Annotated in this window: 14 protein-coding genes and 2 pseudogenes; 9 read left to right on the top strand and 7 right to left on the bottom strand. The window is 61.6% G+C overall.

The features are described 5' to 3' along the window. Positions 1-574: 574 nt before the first annotated feature. The 4 genes from DBO33_RS25925 (at position 575) to DBO33_RS25945 (ending at position 6,700) form a co-directional block, all read left to right on the top strand. Positions 575-2,461 carry a hypothetical protein gene (locus tag DBO33_RS25925; protein WP_159080520.1) on the top strand — a complete coding sequence of 629 codons (1,887 nt, stop codon included), beginning with the start codon at positions 575-577 and terminating at the stop codon, positions 2,459-2,461. 218 nt (positions 2,462-2,679) lie between these two features. Next, complete coding sequence (locus DBO33_RS25930; RefSeq protein WP_107657393.1) at positions 2,680-2,898, top strand: hypothetical protein; 219 nt, start codon at positions 2,680-2,682, stop codon at positions 2,896-2,898. 553 nt (positions 2,899-3,451) lie between these two features. Then, positions 3,452-5,470, top strand: a complete 2,019-nt coding sequence (locus DBO33_RS25940) for a hypothetical protein (RefSeq protein WP_107657395.1) — start codon at positions 3,452-3,454, stop codon at positions 5,468-5,470. 237 nt (positions 5,471-5,707) lie between these two features. Continuing rightward, on the top strand, positions 5,708-6,700 hold the full coding sequence (locus tag DBO33_RS25945; protein WP_159080521.1) for a hypothetical protein: 993 nt from the start codon (positions 5,708-5,710) through the stop codon (positions 6,698-6,700). Between the two features lie 418 nt (positions 6,701-7,118). Here DBO33_RS25945 and DBO33_RS25955 read toward each other — a convergent pair whose 3' ends face one another. The 4 genes from DBO33_RS25955 to DBO33_RS25970 form a co-directional block, all read right to left on the bottom strand. Beyond that, positions 7,119-8,255 carry an Eco29kI family restriction endonuclease gene (locus DBO33_RS25955; protein WP_107657397.1) on the bottom strand — a complete coding sequence of 379 codons (1,137 nt, stop codon included), beginning with the start codon at positions 8,253-8,255 and terminating at the stop codon, positions 7,119-7,121. Between the two features lie 267 nt (positions 8,256-8,522). Continuing rightward, on the bottom strand, positions 8,523-8,963 hold the full coding sequence (locus tag DBO33_RS25960; RefSeq protein WP_107657398.1) for an NUDIX hydrolase: 441 nt from the start codon (positions 8,961-8,963) through the stop codon (positions 8,523-8,525). Between the two features lie 157 nt (positions 8,964-9,120). Continuing rightward, positions 9,121-9,699 (bottom strand): GNAT family N-acetyltransferase, encoded by a 579-nt coding sequence (locus DBO33_RS25965; RefSeq protein ID WP_107657399.1) that lies wholly within the window; start codon positions 9,697-9,699, stop codon positions 9,121-9,123. After that, the gene (locus tag DBO33_RS25970) at positions 9,696-11,030 is read right to left on the bottom strand and encodes a helix-turn-helix domain-containing protein (RefSeq protein ID WP_107657400.1); all 1,335 of its coding nucleotides are present in this window, start codon (positions 11,028-11,030) and stop codon (positions 9,696-9,698) included. Before DBO33_RS25970 ends, DBO33_RS25965 begins: the two co-directional genes overlap by 4 nt. Positions 11,031-11,247: 217 nt before the next feature. Here DBO33_RS25970 and DBO33_RS25975 point away from each other — a divergent pair, with 217 nt between their 5' ends. Beyond that, entirely contained in the window at positions 11,248-11,610 is a 363-nt protein-coding gene (locus DBO33_RS25975) for a hypothetical protein (protein ID WP_107660594.1), read from the top strand. Between the two features lie 556 nt (positions 11,611-12,166). Here the strand turns inward: DBO33_RS25975 and DBO33_RS25985 are convergent. Continuing rightward, entirely contained in the window at positions 12,167-12,364 is a 198-nt protein-coding gene (locus DBO33_RS25985; protein ID WP_107657402.1) for a hypothetical protein, read from the bottom strand. 268 nt (positions 12,365-12,632) lie between these two features. Further along, positions 12,633-13,154: a hypothetical protein gene (locus DBO33_RS25990; protein ID WP_159080522.1), complete on the bottom strand. Its 522-nt coding sequence runs from the start codon at positions 13,152-13,154 to the stop codon at positions 12,633-12,635. A gap of 43 nt (positions 13,155-13,197) precedes the next feature. Between DBO33_RS25990 and DBO33_RS43045 the strand changes: the two genes are divergently transcribed. The 3 genes and pseudogenes from DBO33_RS43045 to DBO33_RS26000 form a co-directional block, all read left to right on the top strand. After that, positions 13,198-13,371 (top strand): hypothetical protein, encoded by a 174-nt coding sequence (locus tag DBO33_RS43045; protein ID WP_159080523.1) that lies wholly within the window; start codon positions 13,198-13,200, stop codon positions 13,369-13,371. 214 nt (positions 13,372-13,585) lie between these two features. Next, positions 13,586-13,957, top strand: a complete 372-nt coding sequence (locus DBO33_RS25995; protein WP_107657404.1) for a hypothetical protein — start codon at positions 13,586-13,588, stop codon at positions 13,955-13,957. Between the two features lie 116 nt (positions 13,958-14,073). Then, positions 14,074-14,559, top strand: a pseudogene (locus tag DBO33_RS26000) (Tn3 family transposase); the annotation flags it as partial. A 216-nt stretch (positions 14,560-14,775) separates the two neighbouring features. On the opposite strand, the pseudogene DBO33_RS44910 reads toward DBO33_RS26000, so the two are convergent. Beyond that, positions 14,776-15,192: pseudogene (locus DBO33_RS44910) on the bottom strand (IS6 family transposase); the annotation flags it as partial. A gap of 221 nt (positions 15,193-15,413) precedes the next feature. On the opposite strand from DBO33_RS44910, the gene DBO33_RS43050 reads away from it, so the two are divergent. After that, positions 15,414-15,740, top strand: coding sequence for a hypothetical protein (locus tag DBO33_RS43050; RefSeq protein ID WP_159080524.1), 327 nt, complete (start codon positions 15,414-15,416; stop codon positions 15,738-15,740). Positions 15,741-15,838: the final 98 nt, after the last annotated feature.

The following is a 15,838-nucleotide window of genomic DNA, read 5'->3' on the forward strand; positions in this document are numbered from 1 at the left end:
CATGTTCGGGCCGGTTCGAACACTGCGCGAGCTGGATATCGACTTGCCCACAGTGCGACGAATCCGGGCCCGTGAGACTTCACTGGCCGAGTCACCGCAGCACACACGGCCGCGCTCGAAGCACAGATCCGGGTCCTCGGGCTGCGGCGGGCGGTATTTCAGGCAGTAGCCAGCCCGGAATCGACCCCACAGGAGTGGACCTGGTGCACAACTGGCGAAGGTGAATGTCGGTGTCGAACGGCATCCTTCGCTCACGCGGAGCGGGGACAATGGTTGGATGGCCCGCCGGTCCGGACCTCGCACGTGCCTTGCCTGTCGGGCACTACTTCCTCGCAACGCTCGTCCGCGGCGCTGCTACTGTTTTCCGGCCTGTGTTGCCAGAGGCTATCGGGCACGCAAGAAGTTCGGCGCTGTAGACGGCCTTGGGCTGGCGTCGTATGTCCTGGTTGTGGTGGACTGCGGCAAGCCGCAAGGAAACTCGCCCGCGATCGGGCCGAACCTTTGTGGGATCGGCACACCCTGGACATATCCTTCGATCTGCCTGTTCCTATCTCCCGAGTCGAGCGAGGTGCGAGTGACCATCCCAGAGGACGAGCGATGGCTCAGCGAGCTTGTCGCGATTCTGAACGAGCAGGTCGTCGTCTACACCGATGTGATGCCGATCCCCCACGCCGCCGTGGAACTGCTGGCATGGCTACACGACCCGCGCGACTTCCGATCGATTCAACACCGCGACTGGCAATCGGCGATTCGAGACTATAAGGAGAGCTTCCGCCTCACTGGCCCTCGACTGCGAAGGTTGTTGCACAACGAGCACCGTATCCTTGAATCTCACCTGTGCAGTCTGTTCACGGAGACAAACGGCAAGCACGAACTCGATGAAACTGCCCGCGCCGCAGCAGCGGCAGCGGCCGACAAACTTCTCGCGGCGACGGTCTCCGACCCAGCGGTGATCGCAGCCTGGAAGGACATGATCAGGGAGACTCGGAGCACCGCCAGGCACACCGACTGTCTGGAGTCCCGCAGGCAATGTTGGTCAGCGATCATCGAGATGCGTCGACAGAGCACAGACGAAATCGTCGGCCGGTGCACCGAGATCCTGAACGACAGCCCCGCGGCCCCCCAACATCTACTCAGTCTCCTCACTGCGGACAAGAAGCAAGACCTCGCGATCGATGGATCCGGACCACTCCCCCCATTCCAGAAACTGGCGCTATGCGAAGCCGTACTCACCGCCCCGAGTCCGACCGGCGACTGCGTGGTATGGCTGCGTTTCGACGACGCCCACATAAGACAGATGGAGATCGCGCACGGCAACATCAACCTCTATGCCGCACAACTCCTGGGTCCGCTCGTCGGACGTGTCGATTCCAGTTCTGCCGTCAAATTCAGGCCACCCGAACTCGCGACACCCATACGAAACCCTCGCACAGGCGAGGAAATCCGGTGGGACGAGGATCCCGGAATCGTCTACGTCCGCGTATCATTGGACGCTATCCCGCTGCATCTGGCGGTGCCACAAGCCAGAGCGATCGCCGCCACACTGGTCCAAATCACCGACCCGCTCCCCGGCACCTGGCATCTGCACCACAGCCAAACCGTCTACACCGACGGAAAACTACGACGCGGTGGAATCTGGCCCCAACCAAGTGCAGCTGCCCGACAGGCTCGTCGCCCCATCGATGACATCGGTCACCGTCTCGAGGATGTCGGCGCCATAACCACAATCACCGGTATCGCGACCATCGAACAGGTCGAGGTCGCGCTGAGTTTGCGTTCGGCACTGACCAGCGCATGGGATACCGGGCCAGTCGAATTGGTGATGGCTGCTGTCCGAGCGCTCGAACACGTGACCGCATGGGCGGGTGATCACGACTGGACGACGTTTCTGAGCAAACGATTCCGCAACGCGGTCTCCCACGTTCAACTCATCGAATTCGTCAACACTGTGATGGAGGCAACTGCGGCGAACAGTCCTTCCAGTGAACTATTCGCAGAGCCCCCCGAGGAGTTGCGGCGATTGACGAACGACCTCCACGAATGGAACGGCGAGGCAGACCAACTGATTCCTCTTGCGGCAATCGGTCACGCGGCCGCGCTACGCGATATCTTCGCTAGCCATTGGCTGCACCGTGCCCTGGCCGAGGTAGCGGGCGCCTTCGAGTCCGGTACCGCACTAAACGCGAAACTGGAAGCAATCGACCGGCGGTTCGACCGCCACCTGGATCGCCTACGCCGCGTACGCAATTCCGCAATCCACGGCGGCCCGATCACAACCGGAACCTGCGAAACAATCGCCAGTTTCGCTTTCCACCTCAGCCGATACTGCCTTGAGCAGGCTTTGCTCGCGAACCTCACCGGAGGTGATATTCGCGACCACATCGAACGATTTTCCGATGACCAGGCATCTCGACGACACATGGCAATTACGCAGCAATCCTACGAACGACTGTTCACCTAACCTGTCCAGTGCCCGCACGGCCCTTCCGAGAGGGTGGGACCACTCTGGGTATCGATAGAAACGCAACCCGGACGTGATGATCGCGGACAGGGAATACTCCTCCGTCGCGAATCGGAAGATATTGCGCCGCCGAAGTATTCGCACCGTCGTACCCGAACGTGCCGACCAGATCGCCCACCGCAAGAGACCGGTACCGAACCCGCGCAAGCCTGCACTCGATGTGGGCTCACGTCCAAGCCGGGCTGTGGGATCGCAGCTACTTCCTTTACGTCTCCGAGAACTACACCGACCGCGACCGCGATCTGCTCGCACCTTCCTCACCGGTCACCCGTGCGGGTAGCGCCCAACAGGGGCGCTACGCCGCCCTCGACGATGCCGCCCAGGCCCTCCTCAAGGAGAACACGACTGACGGAGGGGGAGGTACTCGCCGCCGCTGAACCAACTTGTCCAAGGGGGACACACGCGCTAAACACACGAATCGATCTGCGGAGATGATGACACGGCTTACCTGAGGTGCAACCGACCACAGCACCAACGGACCAGGACCCTCCGGCTCCGACACTCGACGTTGTCTGGGTCGACGACCGCAACCATGGGTACACCGTCGTGGGAGCTCTCGCGGCGATGACGGGCAAGCCGCACACGGCGGAGCCGGCGCCGGGCAAGGTCACACTGGGTGCCGAGAAACGGGGCGCCACACGATAACCCGCCGGTTCCGTTCAAGTGGGCACGCACTAGCCAGCAAACGCAGCCGTTGGTTTGGGGCCCGTAAGCCGGGTCCACTGCGGGCGGACAACAAGATCGGCGGCATGAACGGGTCCGCAGGTGGACCGTTGGCGCGTTGGCAGAGTCGAACGCTGTGCCGCTACATCGCCAGGCTTGCACTGCCCGGAGCCTCGACCAGCCGCTGTTGAGCGTGAATGCTGCAGCCATGCCTAGTATTTCGCACATCTCCACAATGCTTCTGGCCTCAGTCGCTACCGTTCTGACATGAACTATCACGTCGGTGCTGGCGCTGCTGACTATGGACCGTTCGCGTGGCGTGACCGGATTCAGACTGTTCCCTCCTTGCCAGGCTCCGGCGAGCAATGGATCAATAATCTGACACCGCTGCTTCGTGCCCTGGCCAGCGCGGGCCAGGCAGACGAAGCCGTCACTGTGGCTGGCTTCAACGGACCCATAGCCGTCGCAGAACTGGTCAAAAAGTTGGGACCGAGTCTCGTTGCCCGTCGCGATAATAGGGTCGTTCTGGCCGAGGGCGTTGAGCAGTGGATACACACCTCGGATCCAGAGTTGCTGATTCTGCATCTCCATCGGCATGTTCGCCTGGTGGGCGAACTGCTGAGCTTGCTGAGCGACGGTCCGTGCTCTCACGATGACCTTCGCGTAGTCGCCAACGCGCGGTATGGGATGAACTGGGACGCCCTCGACCAGCTGAGGAAGAGGACAACCTGGCTACGGGCATCCGGACATATCGAACTCTACGGTGGAGCGGTGCACCTGACCACGGCCGGCGCGGCACTGTCGGCTTGGCTTCCGCTCGGAGAACCCGAGGATATGGCTCCTGGCAGCGTCACCGAGGTAGCGAAGGCACACCCCGTGATCGGTCAGATCCTTGAATCTCTTAACACGCAAGGCCATGGTGTTCGGACCGAGGCGAGGAGCCTGCTCCTCGCCAGCCCCGACGGCGTAGGACAACTTGAAGTACTCAGCAAGGCAACCTATGCCGCCACTTCCGAGGTTGGGGAAGAAGCTCTGGACGAGCTGTTTCAGCGTTACGGTCTAGCGCTTGCATCCGCGCGGCAGGCGCGAGCGTCGTTGAGGTTCCTCGGGCTCATCGAAAGGGTCGGGATGGGTCGATGGTCTACCACTGCAGCAGCTAGAGCATGGCTGGAAAGTAATGATGATCTCGACCTCGTACGCATCGTCCACGCAAACGTATGGTTCATCGGCGAGATCCTCCACGAACTACACAACGGTCCCGCAGACGCGGCAGCTCTTGCGGCACGAAGCACGCAATACGGCCGAGACGGATTGCGAGTCCCAGGAATTCGTACCCGGTTTGCGCTCTTGCGCGCGTGTGGAGTTCTGGAGAAGTTCGACCACCAACGCTTCCAGCTCACTCCAGTCGGTCGTGCCCTTCTCAACGATCTTCCATGCGCAGACAGAGTCGAAACTGGCTCGCAGTCAACCATTCCGACATCGGGCACCGAACCCACCGTTCAGGAACCGACAACGGCGGCTCGCATCGCGGACGAACTGATCGAGGCGATGCACGATAGCCGCCACCCGACGCGTTTCGAGGTGGCTGTCCGCGACGCGCTGCGCTACCTCGGACTTGAGGCTGAGCACTTGTCGGGCAGCGCGCAAACCGATGTGGCCGCAATCTTGCCGCTCCCTGCAGAGAAGCTCGTTCTGGCTGTAGAAGCCAAGACATCGGCAGACGGCCCCGTATCTGATCATGAAGTCAGTTCCCAAGGGCTTCGAGAACATCGCGCCAAAATCAGTGCTGCGACAACAGTTCTCGTCGGTCCAGAATTCCATCGACGTGTCCATGCCGACGCTGCCGCTGATTCATGTCTTGCGGTCCTACACGCCCGGACCCTCGCTGAGGCGGTACTTCTGCACTCGCAGGCCCCCTTCTCACCGCACGAGTTGCAAGCGCTATTCGCTACAGAGATGACCGCCGACGATCGAGGCGCCGAACTACAACAACACCATGAGGCACGCTTGCGTCAGTTGGGAGTACTGAACGCCGTCATCATGCAGCTGGACCTTGAGATGCGGGACGAGAATCCCATGTACGACGGAAACTGGCTAGGCCCTAATGAAATTCGACGCGACCTGCGCAAACTCGGAATACTGCACGAAACCATCGTTCAGGCCCTGCAATTTCTATCCTCGCCATTCATCGACGCGCTCGAAGAGCACAAAGGACGATACCGCCTCGTGGGTCCCGCAGAACTTGTTGCGGCCCGACTACAGTCAGCCATGAAAAGTCTGCAATAGTCGTATAGCCCCGGTACGCTCGTGTGCTGCACTGCGCCCAGAAGCGCCCTTGCGACACCCAGCGCAGGGGGGTGTTCGGCGTATCAGTCCAGCTACCAAGAAACAACGAGCCGGACGATCTTGATGGATTGCAGCCGATATGCTCGCAGGCAGGTACTCGATGGGACTGCCGACAACGAGGCAACACGGCGGTATTGCGCGCTCATTACTCGGATCCACGGGGCGGAGGAGGACCCAGTGAAAGCTACCTCCACAATCATGCTCGATACGAATCTATGGTCATCTATCGGCGACGACTGTGCCTCCTCAGATTTCGATGCGCTGGTACGATCCCGATCGCTTCAGGTGATGGTCGCACCGAGCACGTTGATGGAGGTTGCGCGCCATCCAGTACCACAGGTACGGCAGCGGATCATCAGCGCATTGGCGCGTTATCCGCGCGGTCGCCTGTCAACCGAGGCAGAGGTGGAGTCCGCGGAGGTAGTCGCCGAGATCCGTCGCCTGCGCCCGCAGTGGATGCGAACGATGCCGGATACCGCGAAAGCGGCTTCGCTGCACACTTTTTGGACCAGACGTATTTGGCGAGCGGCAGTACAGGATGCCCAGCGGATTCATGATCACGAAGCCGCCCAGAAACCGATCTTCGATGCTGCAGTAGCGCTGCAGAAGAAGAACCGGTCGTTGTTGTTGCAAGGCAATCTCAGTATGCGGCCACTGACTGCGCTACTGGCCTCTGGCTCGGCGGAGGTGGCCGCGCGGTGCGCGCAAGGATGGAATGGGGATCCGATTGAGGCGTGGAGGCTGGACTCGCGGATGGTGTTCTGGCAGCAGTTGGTCGAGGTTGTCAGCCGCGCGCCATTCACCGCCGAGGACACCACCTTCGCCGACTGGGTAGGCGCATATGTCGACCTGGCTGCCGTGCGGTCGGATCCGATCGACTTCACCCGGTTCTGGTTCGAGGAGGTGGCCTTGGCGGCAGTTCCGCGACAGTGGATTCGGTGGGCAGTCGACACTGTACAAACCGACCGGAAGGTCACCGGCGGCAATCCGGCCGATCAGCAGCACAGTTCATACCTACTCGACTGCGATGTGTTTCTTTCTGCGGACGCAGCCTTCGTCGCAGTGCTGCAGGCGGTGCGTGAGGACGCGCCGTTCAGCCTCGCCGAACCACGGCTAGTACGTGGCGACCGCACCATACCGATCATGGAGCGGCTGAGGGCAGTGCTGTGAGGCCTTCGTCCTCCTAGGCAGGTTACTCACGGAATCTACGGAGGCGCGCGGCGCCACGGCCGCCAGCAGTACAGCGGGCTCCGGGCCACAGTCCCGGGGGCGCTAGTGGGCTCGAACGCCACGCAATCGTCGAGATCCGGTAGGCACCCGAAGTCGTCCAGTCTATGCCCCTTCAACCAAACTCGGCCCGCGACACCGAGGCAAGCTCGTCACCGTCGTCGAGAACACCTACCTGCACATCTTGCACGGTGAGAAAGAGATCGCCGGCCGGCCAAGACGAAGGACCAAGCCGATTACTCGATTCCATCTCTCCGGCGCCGGAGTCAAACCCGACGAGAGCCGAGCATCTGCTGATGACAGATCGCCAGGAATGTTCTGAGCCCTACGCCAACAAAGCCGTCCTGGACACCCTGCTGTCCTACGGGTTCGAAGGCTCCGCTGGGGACACAGACGACCATGACCGACTCTCGGGTGCCTTCAACATATTCTTAAAATGAGCCTGGACAAGAGATTCCAACTCCGATACGGTCTCTGCCGACTCCAACGAGTCTGCCCGTTCACGCCCAGGATGCAGGGTGTCCCACCGTGACTTCCGCCCGGCCTTCCGATGTGAGCCGGGGCTATGGCTACCGAAACCGCGCACCACCCTGTTCCAGATCGGCGACGATTGCTGAACAATAAACTGCTCGGCAGCATTGGCCCATATATCGTCAACCACAAGGCGACGCCAGGTGAAGTCGTGCAGAAACAGCCGATGCTCACACTCGCTGGGTGCCCGATGCTCAACCTCCCTGATAATGTCGGCCAGCAACTGTAGGCGTCGCGACAGGGCTGACGGGCTGGTTGGGCTCACCTGCCCGTCGCCAAAACGCCTATTCGACGCCGCTGCGCCGACGTATAAAGGTAGAGCAGGGTCCCCGTTCGCTATTGGGCAGTAGAGCTCGTCAGCGCCCGAGTAGTAGAGGCAGTACAAGCCGGTCCCGTTGACCAACTTCCGACTTCCCAACGGTATCTCGGGAGCGGCGAACAATTCGCGGGCCACAGACTCGATCAAATCTCGTTTGTCGACCAGCGCCCCCAACGGTCCGCGCGTGCGGCGGGAGGCATTGTCGGCCGCGTCAGTTAATGGCTGCACCGCAGAGCTGTCAAGGACGTGGACCTTCGGGACTCGCAGCTTCCAGTAGGTTCCATCGGACTTCTCGACCGTCGACTCCGTCACCAGCTGCCAGTGGCACAGCCTGCTGTCCAGGTCGACCAGTGCGATAGCCACCGGAATCGCGAAGTCGAGCCAGTACTCGAAGTGATCGGCTTTCGCGCGGAACCACCAGCCACCCTTGTCTGCAGGTGTGCTGAAGTAGCTTCGGCCGGCCTTGATCTGTAGAGCGACCAACTTGCCGCGCACAGTGTCGTCGTCGACCACCTCGATGTGAGCGTCGATCCCGTAATCCTCAAGCGGCTGCTCACGAAACAGCCAGCCCATGCCCGTCTCGACCGCGTGCCGAGTCTGCGTTACCCCAGCACTCGCGATCCGTGCCGAGTCGGTACGACGCACCATTCAACCATCTTCCCGTACTAGGCAGCCCACCAGCCACACCTGCCCTCCTCCGCGGCGGCTTGGCGCTCAACCGGTATCGCGTCGGCCAATCCGGCAAGTGTCCCGGCCCATCCTCTGCCAGCCAACTGAAGCACCGGTGCTCACGACATGCCCCCTGCCACAAGTCAATCCACAACGGACACCTGAGCGCGGCAGGTGGCGATAGCCTTGCGGAGCCAGAGCCGCTCACGAAAGGTCAAGCCATCGAAGGTTCTTTTGCCATACAAATCAAACAGTCGGACACATGCGAAGTACTTCCTTCACGGCGTCGCTGACTGGTGGCTCTTCAGCCAAACTGGTCCAGGTGTAGGCATCGTGTTCGGTCAACTCGACTGGTTCAGGGCTGACGACATCGACCGCGAAGTTGAACTGTCGGCTCTTCTTGCCGCTGCCGGATCGGTAGTCGAACTCGCCCAAGTACTCTCGGATACCCGCGATGTCGAGGCCGGTTTCCTCTCTCACCTCCCGGACAAGCGCCTCATCGAGAGCTTCACCCGAATCGACCTTGCCGCTGGGCAACTCCCATATGCCACCGATGAAGTCGCCAGCCGGTCGTTTCAGCAGCAAGACTTTGCCTTCGTGCACGACGACCGCTCCGACGACGAGCTGTTGCACCTGGTCGCGTTCGGCGTCGCTGGTCAGCGTCTCCAACAGCGTTGTTTCGATCATCAACCTTGTCCCTTCAACTCGGTGTGGACAGCCATACTTCGAGCCGTATCCGTCGGCGTGCTGGCAAGCAAATATGTTGCTCGTTGTTGAACGGGCTGTTTCAGGATCGGTGACCGCCCCAAACTGCGAATTGAGCTATGTCACAGTCGTGTTGGCGCTACTCGAGGTCTCGAATCAGAGCATCGAATGTCGGCGCATCCGGCCAACCAGGCCGGAGTGTTCCGACTCGGTACCAGCCCCACTTCCGGTACGTCTTGTACGCGCGATCATTGTCGGGCCGCACGAGCAACGTCGCGCGACGTTCGCGCCTGTTCCTCAGCAGTTCGTCATGAAGTGCGTGCGCGATGCCCCGACCGGTCAACTCGGACAGCACCATGATCTCGCTGAGGGCGAATGTGCGTGAACCATCCTCAGTGGTGAATGCGGCAAGATCACCATCATCGAGACACAGCCCACCCCACCACGCGGCGTTCGCCGGTAGCGGCCAGCCCCATGCCTGGCCGCATGGATTCCCCTCGAATCTAGCCATCACAAGCTCGAATTCACCGTCACGCCCTGGATCGGTGTAGTTGTCGAACCGCCGCATGAATGCCTCGGGCGTGCTGAACGCCCTGCCGGACTGGGTGTACGAGCCTCGGAAGATCGCTTCGACCACCTCACGCTGCTCGCGCGCTTCCGCAGCGGTGTAATGCTGAAACTCGATGCCGTGCAGTGTCTGTGCTCTGCCGATGCTCATACGGAAACCGCTGCCTTCCGCGCCAACTCGTCGAATCGTTCCCGGAATTCGTCCCCTAGCCGGTCGTCAACAGCGCTACGGACTGGCTCGAGAAGGCGCAATGTGCGGGTGGACGACACCGATCTCTCGAGGTCGCCAACGACCGAAAGCCCTTGTGCAACAGCAGCGTTGATATCGCCAGCTTTCGCCAGTGAAGCCGCCCAGCCCGCCCGGTAGTTCGCAGCGTTACGAGCACCTGCTTGATCGAGCGCTAGTCCCGCCGACAAATCAGCAGACTTGGAGAACTGTCCGAGTTCGCCGAACCCGCGAGCCTCATGGCACCGGACCTCGGCCGAGTTGACGAACCGTAGCCACTCCGGGCACTCATCGACAAACTCGTGCTCCAACGCAAAGTCCAGCTCACGCCATGCTCTCGATATCGCCCGACCGAACCCGACTCGGTCACGTATGACTGCGTATGCCTGCGCTTCTCGCGTTGCGATCAGCGTGTGGACACGGCCAGGCGGATCACCGCGGATCAGGTCGCGCGCACGGGTGACCAAACTGAGCGCACGGTGGGGATTTCCCTGACCTCGATGACTAAGGGATATCAGCTGACTCGCGGCATTGAGGCACGCATGCACCGTCAGATCGTTGTCGGCGGCCTGATTCGCCAGCGAGAACGCGTCGGCGTAGCAACGGCGTGCGAGACTATGCAGGTCTGCGTCGTAGGCTAGCCAACCGGTTGTCGTGGCAAGATTGGCTACCGCACTCATGAACGCTCTTCCAGCCGCCTCGTCAAAGGTGCAGGTATCGAGGCTATTTTTAGCGAGCTCAAGGCACCCTACTGCCTCCTCTACGAGTGTGACGCCGCCAATAGCCTGCTCACGGTGCCTCAGCCGCGCAACGCCGTCGATGACTCGCTTCGCGTCGCCGAGTCCGATACGGCTGCCTGTGAATATAGAACTGTCGACGAGCGCAGCCGTGAGGAGAGCCTCGAATTGTCGCCGCTTCACTACGTCGTCCCCGGCTCCTCGCGAATCGAGGGGTCTGTCCCCTAGCTCTACGCTGTCCGCAATTATGGTGCGATCGGCCACGATGGGCACGACCGCGACACGCTCAACCGTCGCCGCACGGAACCGCGCTCGCTGATCATCATCGAGTCGCGCCAGCCAGGTATCCAGCGCTTGCGCGGACTCGCCGCGAACCGGTCGGTCCTTCGTGGCACGTTCCCACTTCCGGATCGTAGGCGGTTTGAAGCCGAGCTTTTCGGCGAACTGCTCTTGCGTCAGCCGCAGCGCATCGACACGCAAGGCCAATACCTCAACGCGTGTCCACGAGTTATTGATCATCGCTGCCCCCGCTCGCGCCGACAACTAGCCGTGTCGCAAGCGTATCGCTGGTGTGCGGTTCTGTGGCTGGGATCGAAGCACCAGGTCAGCGACGCTCGAATAAGCCCCAAAGCCGAGTATGAGGTGTTCCGTCACCTACACATTGGGCCGTCAATCGATGTGTGCTGCCTCGGCGTGGGGCGCGTTGCAACCGACGAGCATCCAGGAGGCGCGAGCAATGGGTTCGGATGACGAAGAAGACCACGATGACACGACACCGCAGCAGCACTGCTACCGCCAAGTGCACTGGCTTCGGCACTATGGCACGAATGAGCAACTGGCGAAGTACACGGCCGGTGGGCCGCCCCGGCCCAGCAAGAAGGATGGGGTAATCGGCAAGATTCTGTTCTACGAGGTGAATACGCCCACGGTCGATGAGGTCGCCGCGCTGCTCGAGGAGATGGAACGGGCGGGCTGGATCACTAGCACAATCCGGAAATCCATCGCACAGCTGTCCACACACGAGCTCATGGCTGAGTTGAAAGCTCGCATGATCGAACGAGATTCCGGGCCAGGGTTATCAGCGGCGGGGATGGAGTGACCCGCCGTGGAGAACATCGAGATTCTCCGATCCAAGCAAGCCGCGGCCTTGGAGTCACAGCGCAGCTTCTATCAAGTCGCATGTGGATTGCCCGCCCGTGTACGGCTGGACTTGGCACGGACCGTTTTCATAGTCGGAAGTGTCGGCGCGGTCACGATGCCCGCCCACATCGGTGCGCTGGTCAAGGTGCATATGCTGGCACAGTCCAATGGCCGTGTAGGGCCGATCATTTGGCACCCGCGCTCGAAGAGGTGGACGTTCCTCGTGTGTCCGGACATCCCGGGCGAGACTGCGCTGTTCGCAGAGTTGTTCCGCCACAACGTATCTGTCGTACCGGTTGGTGGTGAGGTCGCGTTGCCTTCGCCATTCGATTCGCGGTTGGGGTATCGAGAGTGGGTGCACGAGCCCACCGACGGATTCCGGCCTCCGGGCACTGTGGTGGTAGCGGCGATTCGGTCATGCCTATCCACAGGCAGGTGAAAGGCTAAGACCGGGGTCGCCGCGGCCTCTACGAGACCGACGTACACCTGTCGAGCCAATTCCATGCGCTGCGGGGTCAGCGGCCGGGAGCGGTCGAGGTCCATCCACCGTCTCGCTCGGTCACACCAGGACCGTGCGGAGTGAGCTCCTCGGGCCCGGTACCGCGAGCGGGCTCGGAGTCTCCGACGAAGTCCGCGACCGATTTGGGGATTCGACCGTTGACGTCGGGTTCTTCGAGATCATCGGCCTGTTCCTCGATACGTTTGTCGGCCACTGTTTAGTCCTTCGAGTTGGATGCCAGTTGAGACCGACCGCACACGCGCCCCTCAGCCCATTTATCCACATCCGAGCACCCGGGCGACACCGTTTGGCGCTGATTGCCCGCCTCGTGGGGGTCCAACTCGCCCACCGATACAAGAAAAGCCGAAATCCCTTGCGTTGCAGGGGATTTCGGCTCGTACTGTGTCCGGAGGGGGACACACACGCTAAACACACGAATTGACCTGCGGAAATGATGGTGGGGATCCAAGTCGGAGGGTGACTCACTTAGACAAGGTCTTTTGTCCGAGCGAGATGTACTCGCTTCGTTTCGCCTCCACCTTGCCCCAAAGCCGCTGTGCGCGTGCCTGTCTGGCATCAGTGTCCTCAGCCGCGCGGTCGACATACCACTGGTCGGTGTGGCTGGATAAGACCTTGAGCGCGTCATGGAAGGCGACTAGTTTGACCTCCAGCTCAGGCGGCCCGGCGATTTGCGCGCTGCCTCGGGCGTCCGACATTGCTACCCAGGCTTCAAGATATGCCACGTTAGTAGAGATGAGTACCTCACCAGGGCTTCGGTCCAGCAACCTTTCCCAAAGCGACCGGAGGCTTTCTTGAAAGCGGTCGGCACGAGCCAGGAAGTCGATGTGGGCCATGTACCTCCGGTCTACGACCGCCTGTGATCGTGTTTGCTCGGCAAGCTTGCGCTGGTTGCGGGCAGTCAGCCAATTGACAGCGAATGTCGCACCACCACCAACAGTCGCGCCTGCGAGAGTGAATAACCCGGTCGCAATCTCAAAGGCCATGGACATAGGTTAACTGGCTATATTCCTGGACTCCTTCGGGCTGATGCCGCTGCTGCACACCAACACGCGTGCCTGGCCTGAGACCGTCTTCGCGGTTATCGCCTTCGGCGCCGCAACCCGGCCATCGCAGCTCAGCGGCCTGGATTCGACCATCGTGATCTACCCGACCCGCGCCTTGGCACTCGGCGGCTCATACCCCGCCCTCACCGCCTCCTAGACAGACGAGCACCCGCTGTGGGGATGGGTATGGCGGAAGAAAAGGTCGATGCCCAGGGTTTGCCCAAACCCTGAGGAGCGAACGGCGCGGGTGAGAAGATGGGTGGGGATACCCGGTCATCAGCACCTCGTGCGACGTGTCGGGTTCTCCGGCTCCCCGCGCCCCTACGGTGTCCCGGATCAAGACGCCTGGCCCAGTACGAAGGTGAGCCTCGATGACCGAGTGCCAGCGGGTGGCGGTCGCCTTCACCCTGCGCCATGCCGATCCCGCCGGTCAGCGATGGTTCCAACACCGTATCGCGGCGATGGCACGCAAATACCACCACACCCTGGTGCGAACCGTCGATATCGGTCCCCGCATGGACCGTCCGACCGGACGGCTGCTCGATGCGATCGACGCGCTGCTCGTCGGGGCGGCCGCTCGCGGTGAACCGCGCCCGACGATTCTGGTCATCACTCCCGACCTCGACCACATCGACGGCACCCGCGCCGTGATCTGCGCGGTGGCCGATCTGCTCACCGTCACCCCTGAACGAGTGTGGCGGCGTGAGCAACACCCGAGCTTTCCGGTCGCAGTCGACCGATAGACGCGGGCAGGCCAACCCGACCCGCAGTAGAACCGCAAACCTCAGCTGGTAGGTCAGTGTCGGTGATGGCCGTCGTGGGAGCGGGTGTGCGTGCCAGGTTGTTCGAGGTGGTGGTCCTGTGCGTCGGCAAGCTCTCGGCGTCCGCGCGGCAGAACACCCTGGCCGCGGCGTTGAAGGAGTACAGGGCGCTGCGGCGCACCGTCTACGCCGCGAAATACCCCTCCGACCCGGACTACCGGCGCAAGATCTCGCGCCAGCTCAACAAGGGTGAGTCCCTGCATGCGCTGCGCCGGGATCTGCTCTATGCCCACGAGGGCACGATCCGGGCCCGCCAGCTCGCAGACCAAAGCGAGCAAGCCCGGTGCCTGACATTGGCGACCAACGCCGTGATCGCTTGGACCACAAAATATTACGGGCTCGCGGTCGAGCACATGCGCCGGGCCGGGCAGCGTATCGACGATGAGGTCCTGGCCCACTTCAGCCCGGCGCACAGCGCCAACATCAATTTCTTCGGCGCGATTGAGGTCAACATCGACGCCGAGCTCGCCCAACTCGGCCCGACCGGGTACCGGCCGCTGCGGGTACGAGACATGCTGTTCTGATCAGATCGCCGGTGAAGGGCGGGGCGTCCGGTTACCCAGGGCCACCGCGACCGCCGGTAACGCCCAGCGGTCGATGGCGGCCCGGCCTCCGGTGATCTGTACCGCACGAGACTCCGGCGGCGATCTCGGTCACTGTCAGGTAGAAGACCGGCGTTGTCAACTGATTGGTCACTTGGTGGGTGAGGGCATAGCCGGTCGGGGTATCGCCCATTGTGGTCAGGCTGCCGCGGTCAGGCCGGTGGCCTGGTTCCAGGTGGTGAAGCGGGTGGTCATCTCGTCGCGGTAGGCAGGGCACCCAAGCGGTGCCTGCGGGGCCGGAAGTGCGGGGATATCCGGCTGAACACCGACAGAAACCGTTGTGCCCCACCGGGTGAGCGGAAGCCCTTCATGGCGTGTTCACGTTGCCGGGTGGGTTGATGGGAGTTCTCGGCCCGGTTGTTGAGGTAGCGAGACTGCCGGTGTTCCACCGACCGCATCAACTCCCGGTGCGCCACTCCGTAGGAGCGGAGCTTGTCGGGTGACCAGCACCTGCGGCACCCGGCACTGCTTGCGCATCAGCTTGGCCAGGAAACGCCTGGCCGCCTTGGCGTTCCGCCGGGACTGGACGAGGATGTCCAAGACGTTTCCGGGCTCCCATGAAACTTGGGGCCAATTTTATTGGGCCCATTATCTGACAGCGCGCTGGACAATACAGGAATGTCGTTTGAAGATCTCATTCACTCTGTTCGGATGGCGCACCAACCTTTGATCAGTCCGCACGCGGACCGGTTGGATAGGGACAGCGCCCAGTGGTTGGCCGACTGCGGGTTCGACACGGCTGACGACCGTAGGCGGCGGGTCGGAGGCTGAGCAGCATGGGCGATATGCCTCGTACATCCTGCACCGAGAACGGCAGTTTTCACTATCCTTGGAACAAGTTTCAGAACACTGCCGGGCCACTACAATACATTACGAGCCCGGAATCAAGCGCCGACAACATTGAACCTGATCGCATTCTGCATAAAATGACCCACGAAATTCCGGCATTGACACAGGAAACCATTATTCCCCAACGTAAGCTGCATCTAATTTCGAACTATATAGTGGCATTCGCCGGATCATACGTTGGCGACGCTTCGCATGAAGCCAGCTTCGCTGCGGGCGTCGAAGCAGCCCGAATTGCATCAGAGGCGTATGACTGATCGGAGGTTACCCGGGTCGAGAATTCCGAAGCGGCCAAGCCAGTGTGGCCCGACTTGAAGGGCGCTCTGGTTCTGGGCTGTTCGTGAGTTCGATCCAT

It is taken from the genome of Nocardia suismassiliense (assembly GCF_900269665.1).
Lineage (GTDB): Bacteria > Actinomycetota > Actinomycetes > Mycobacteriales > Mycobacteriaceae > Nocardia > Nocardia suismassiliense.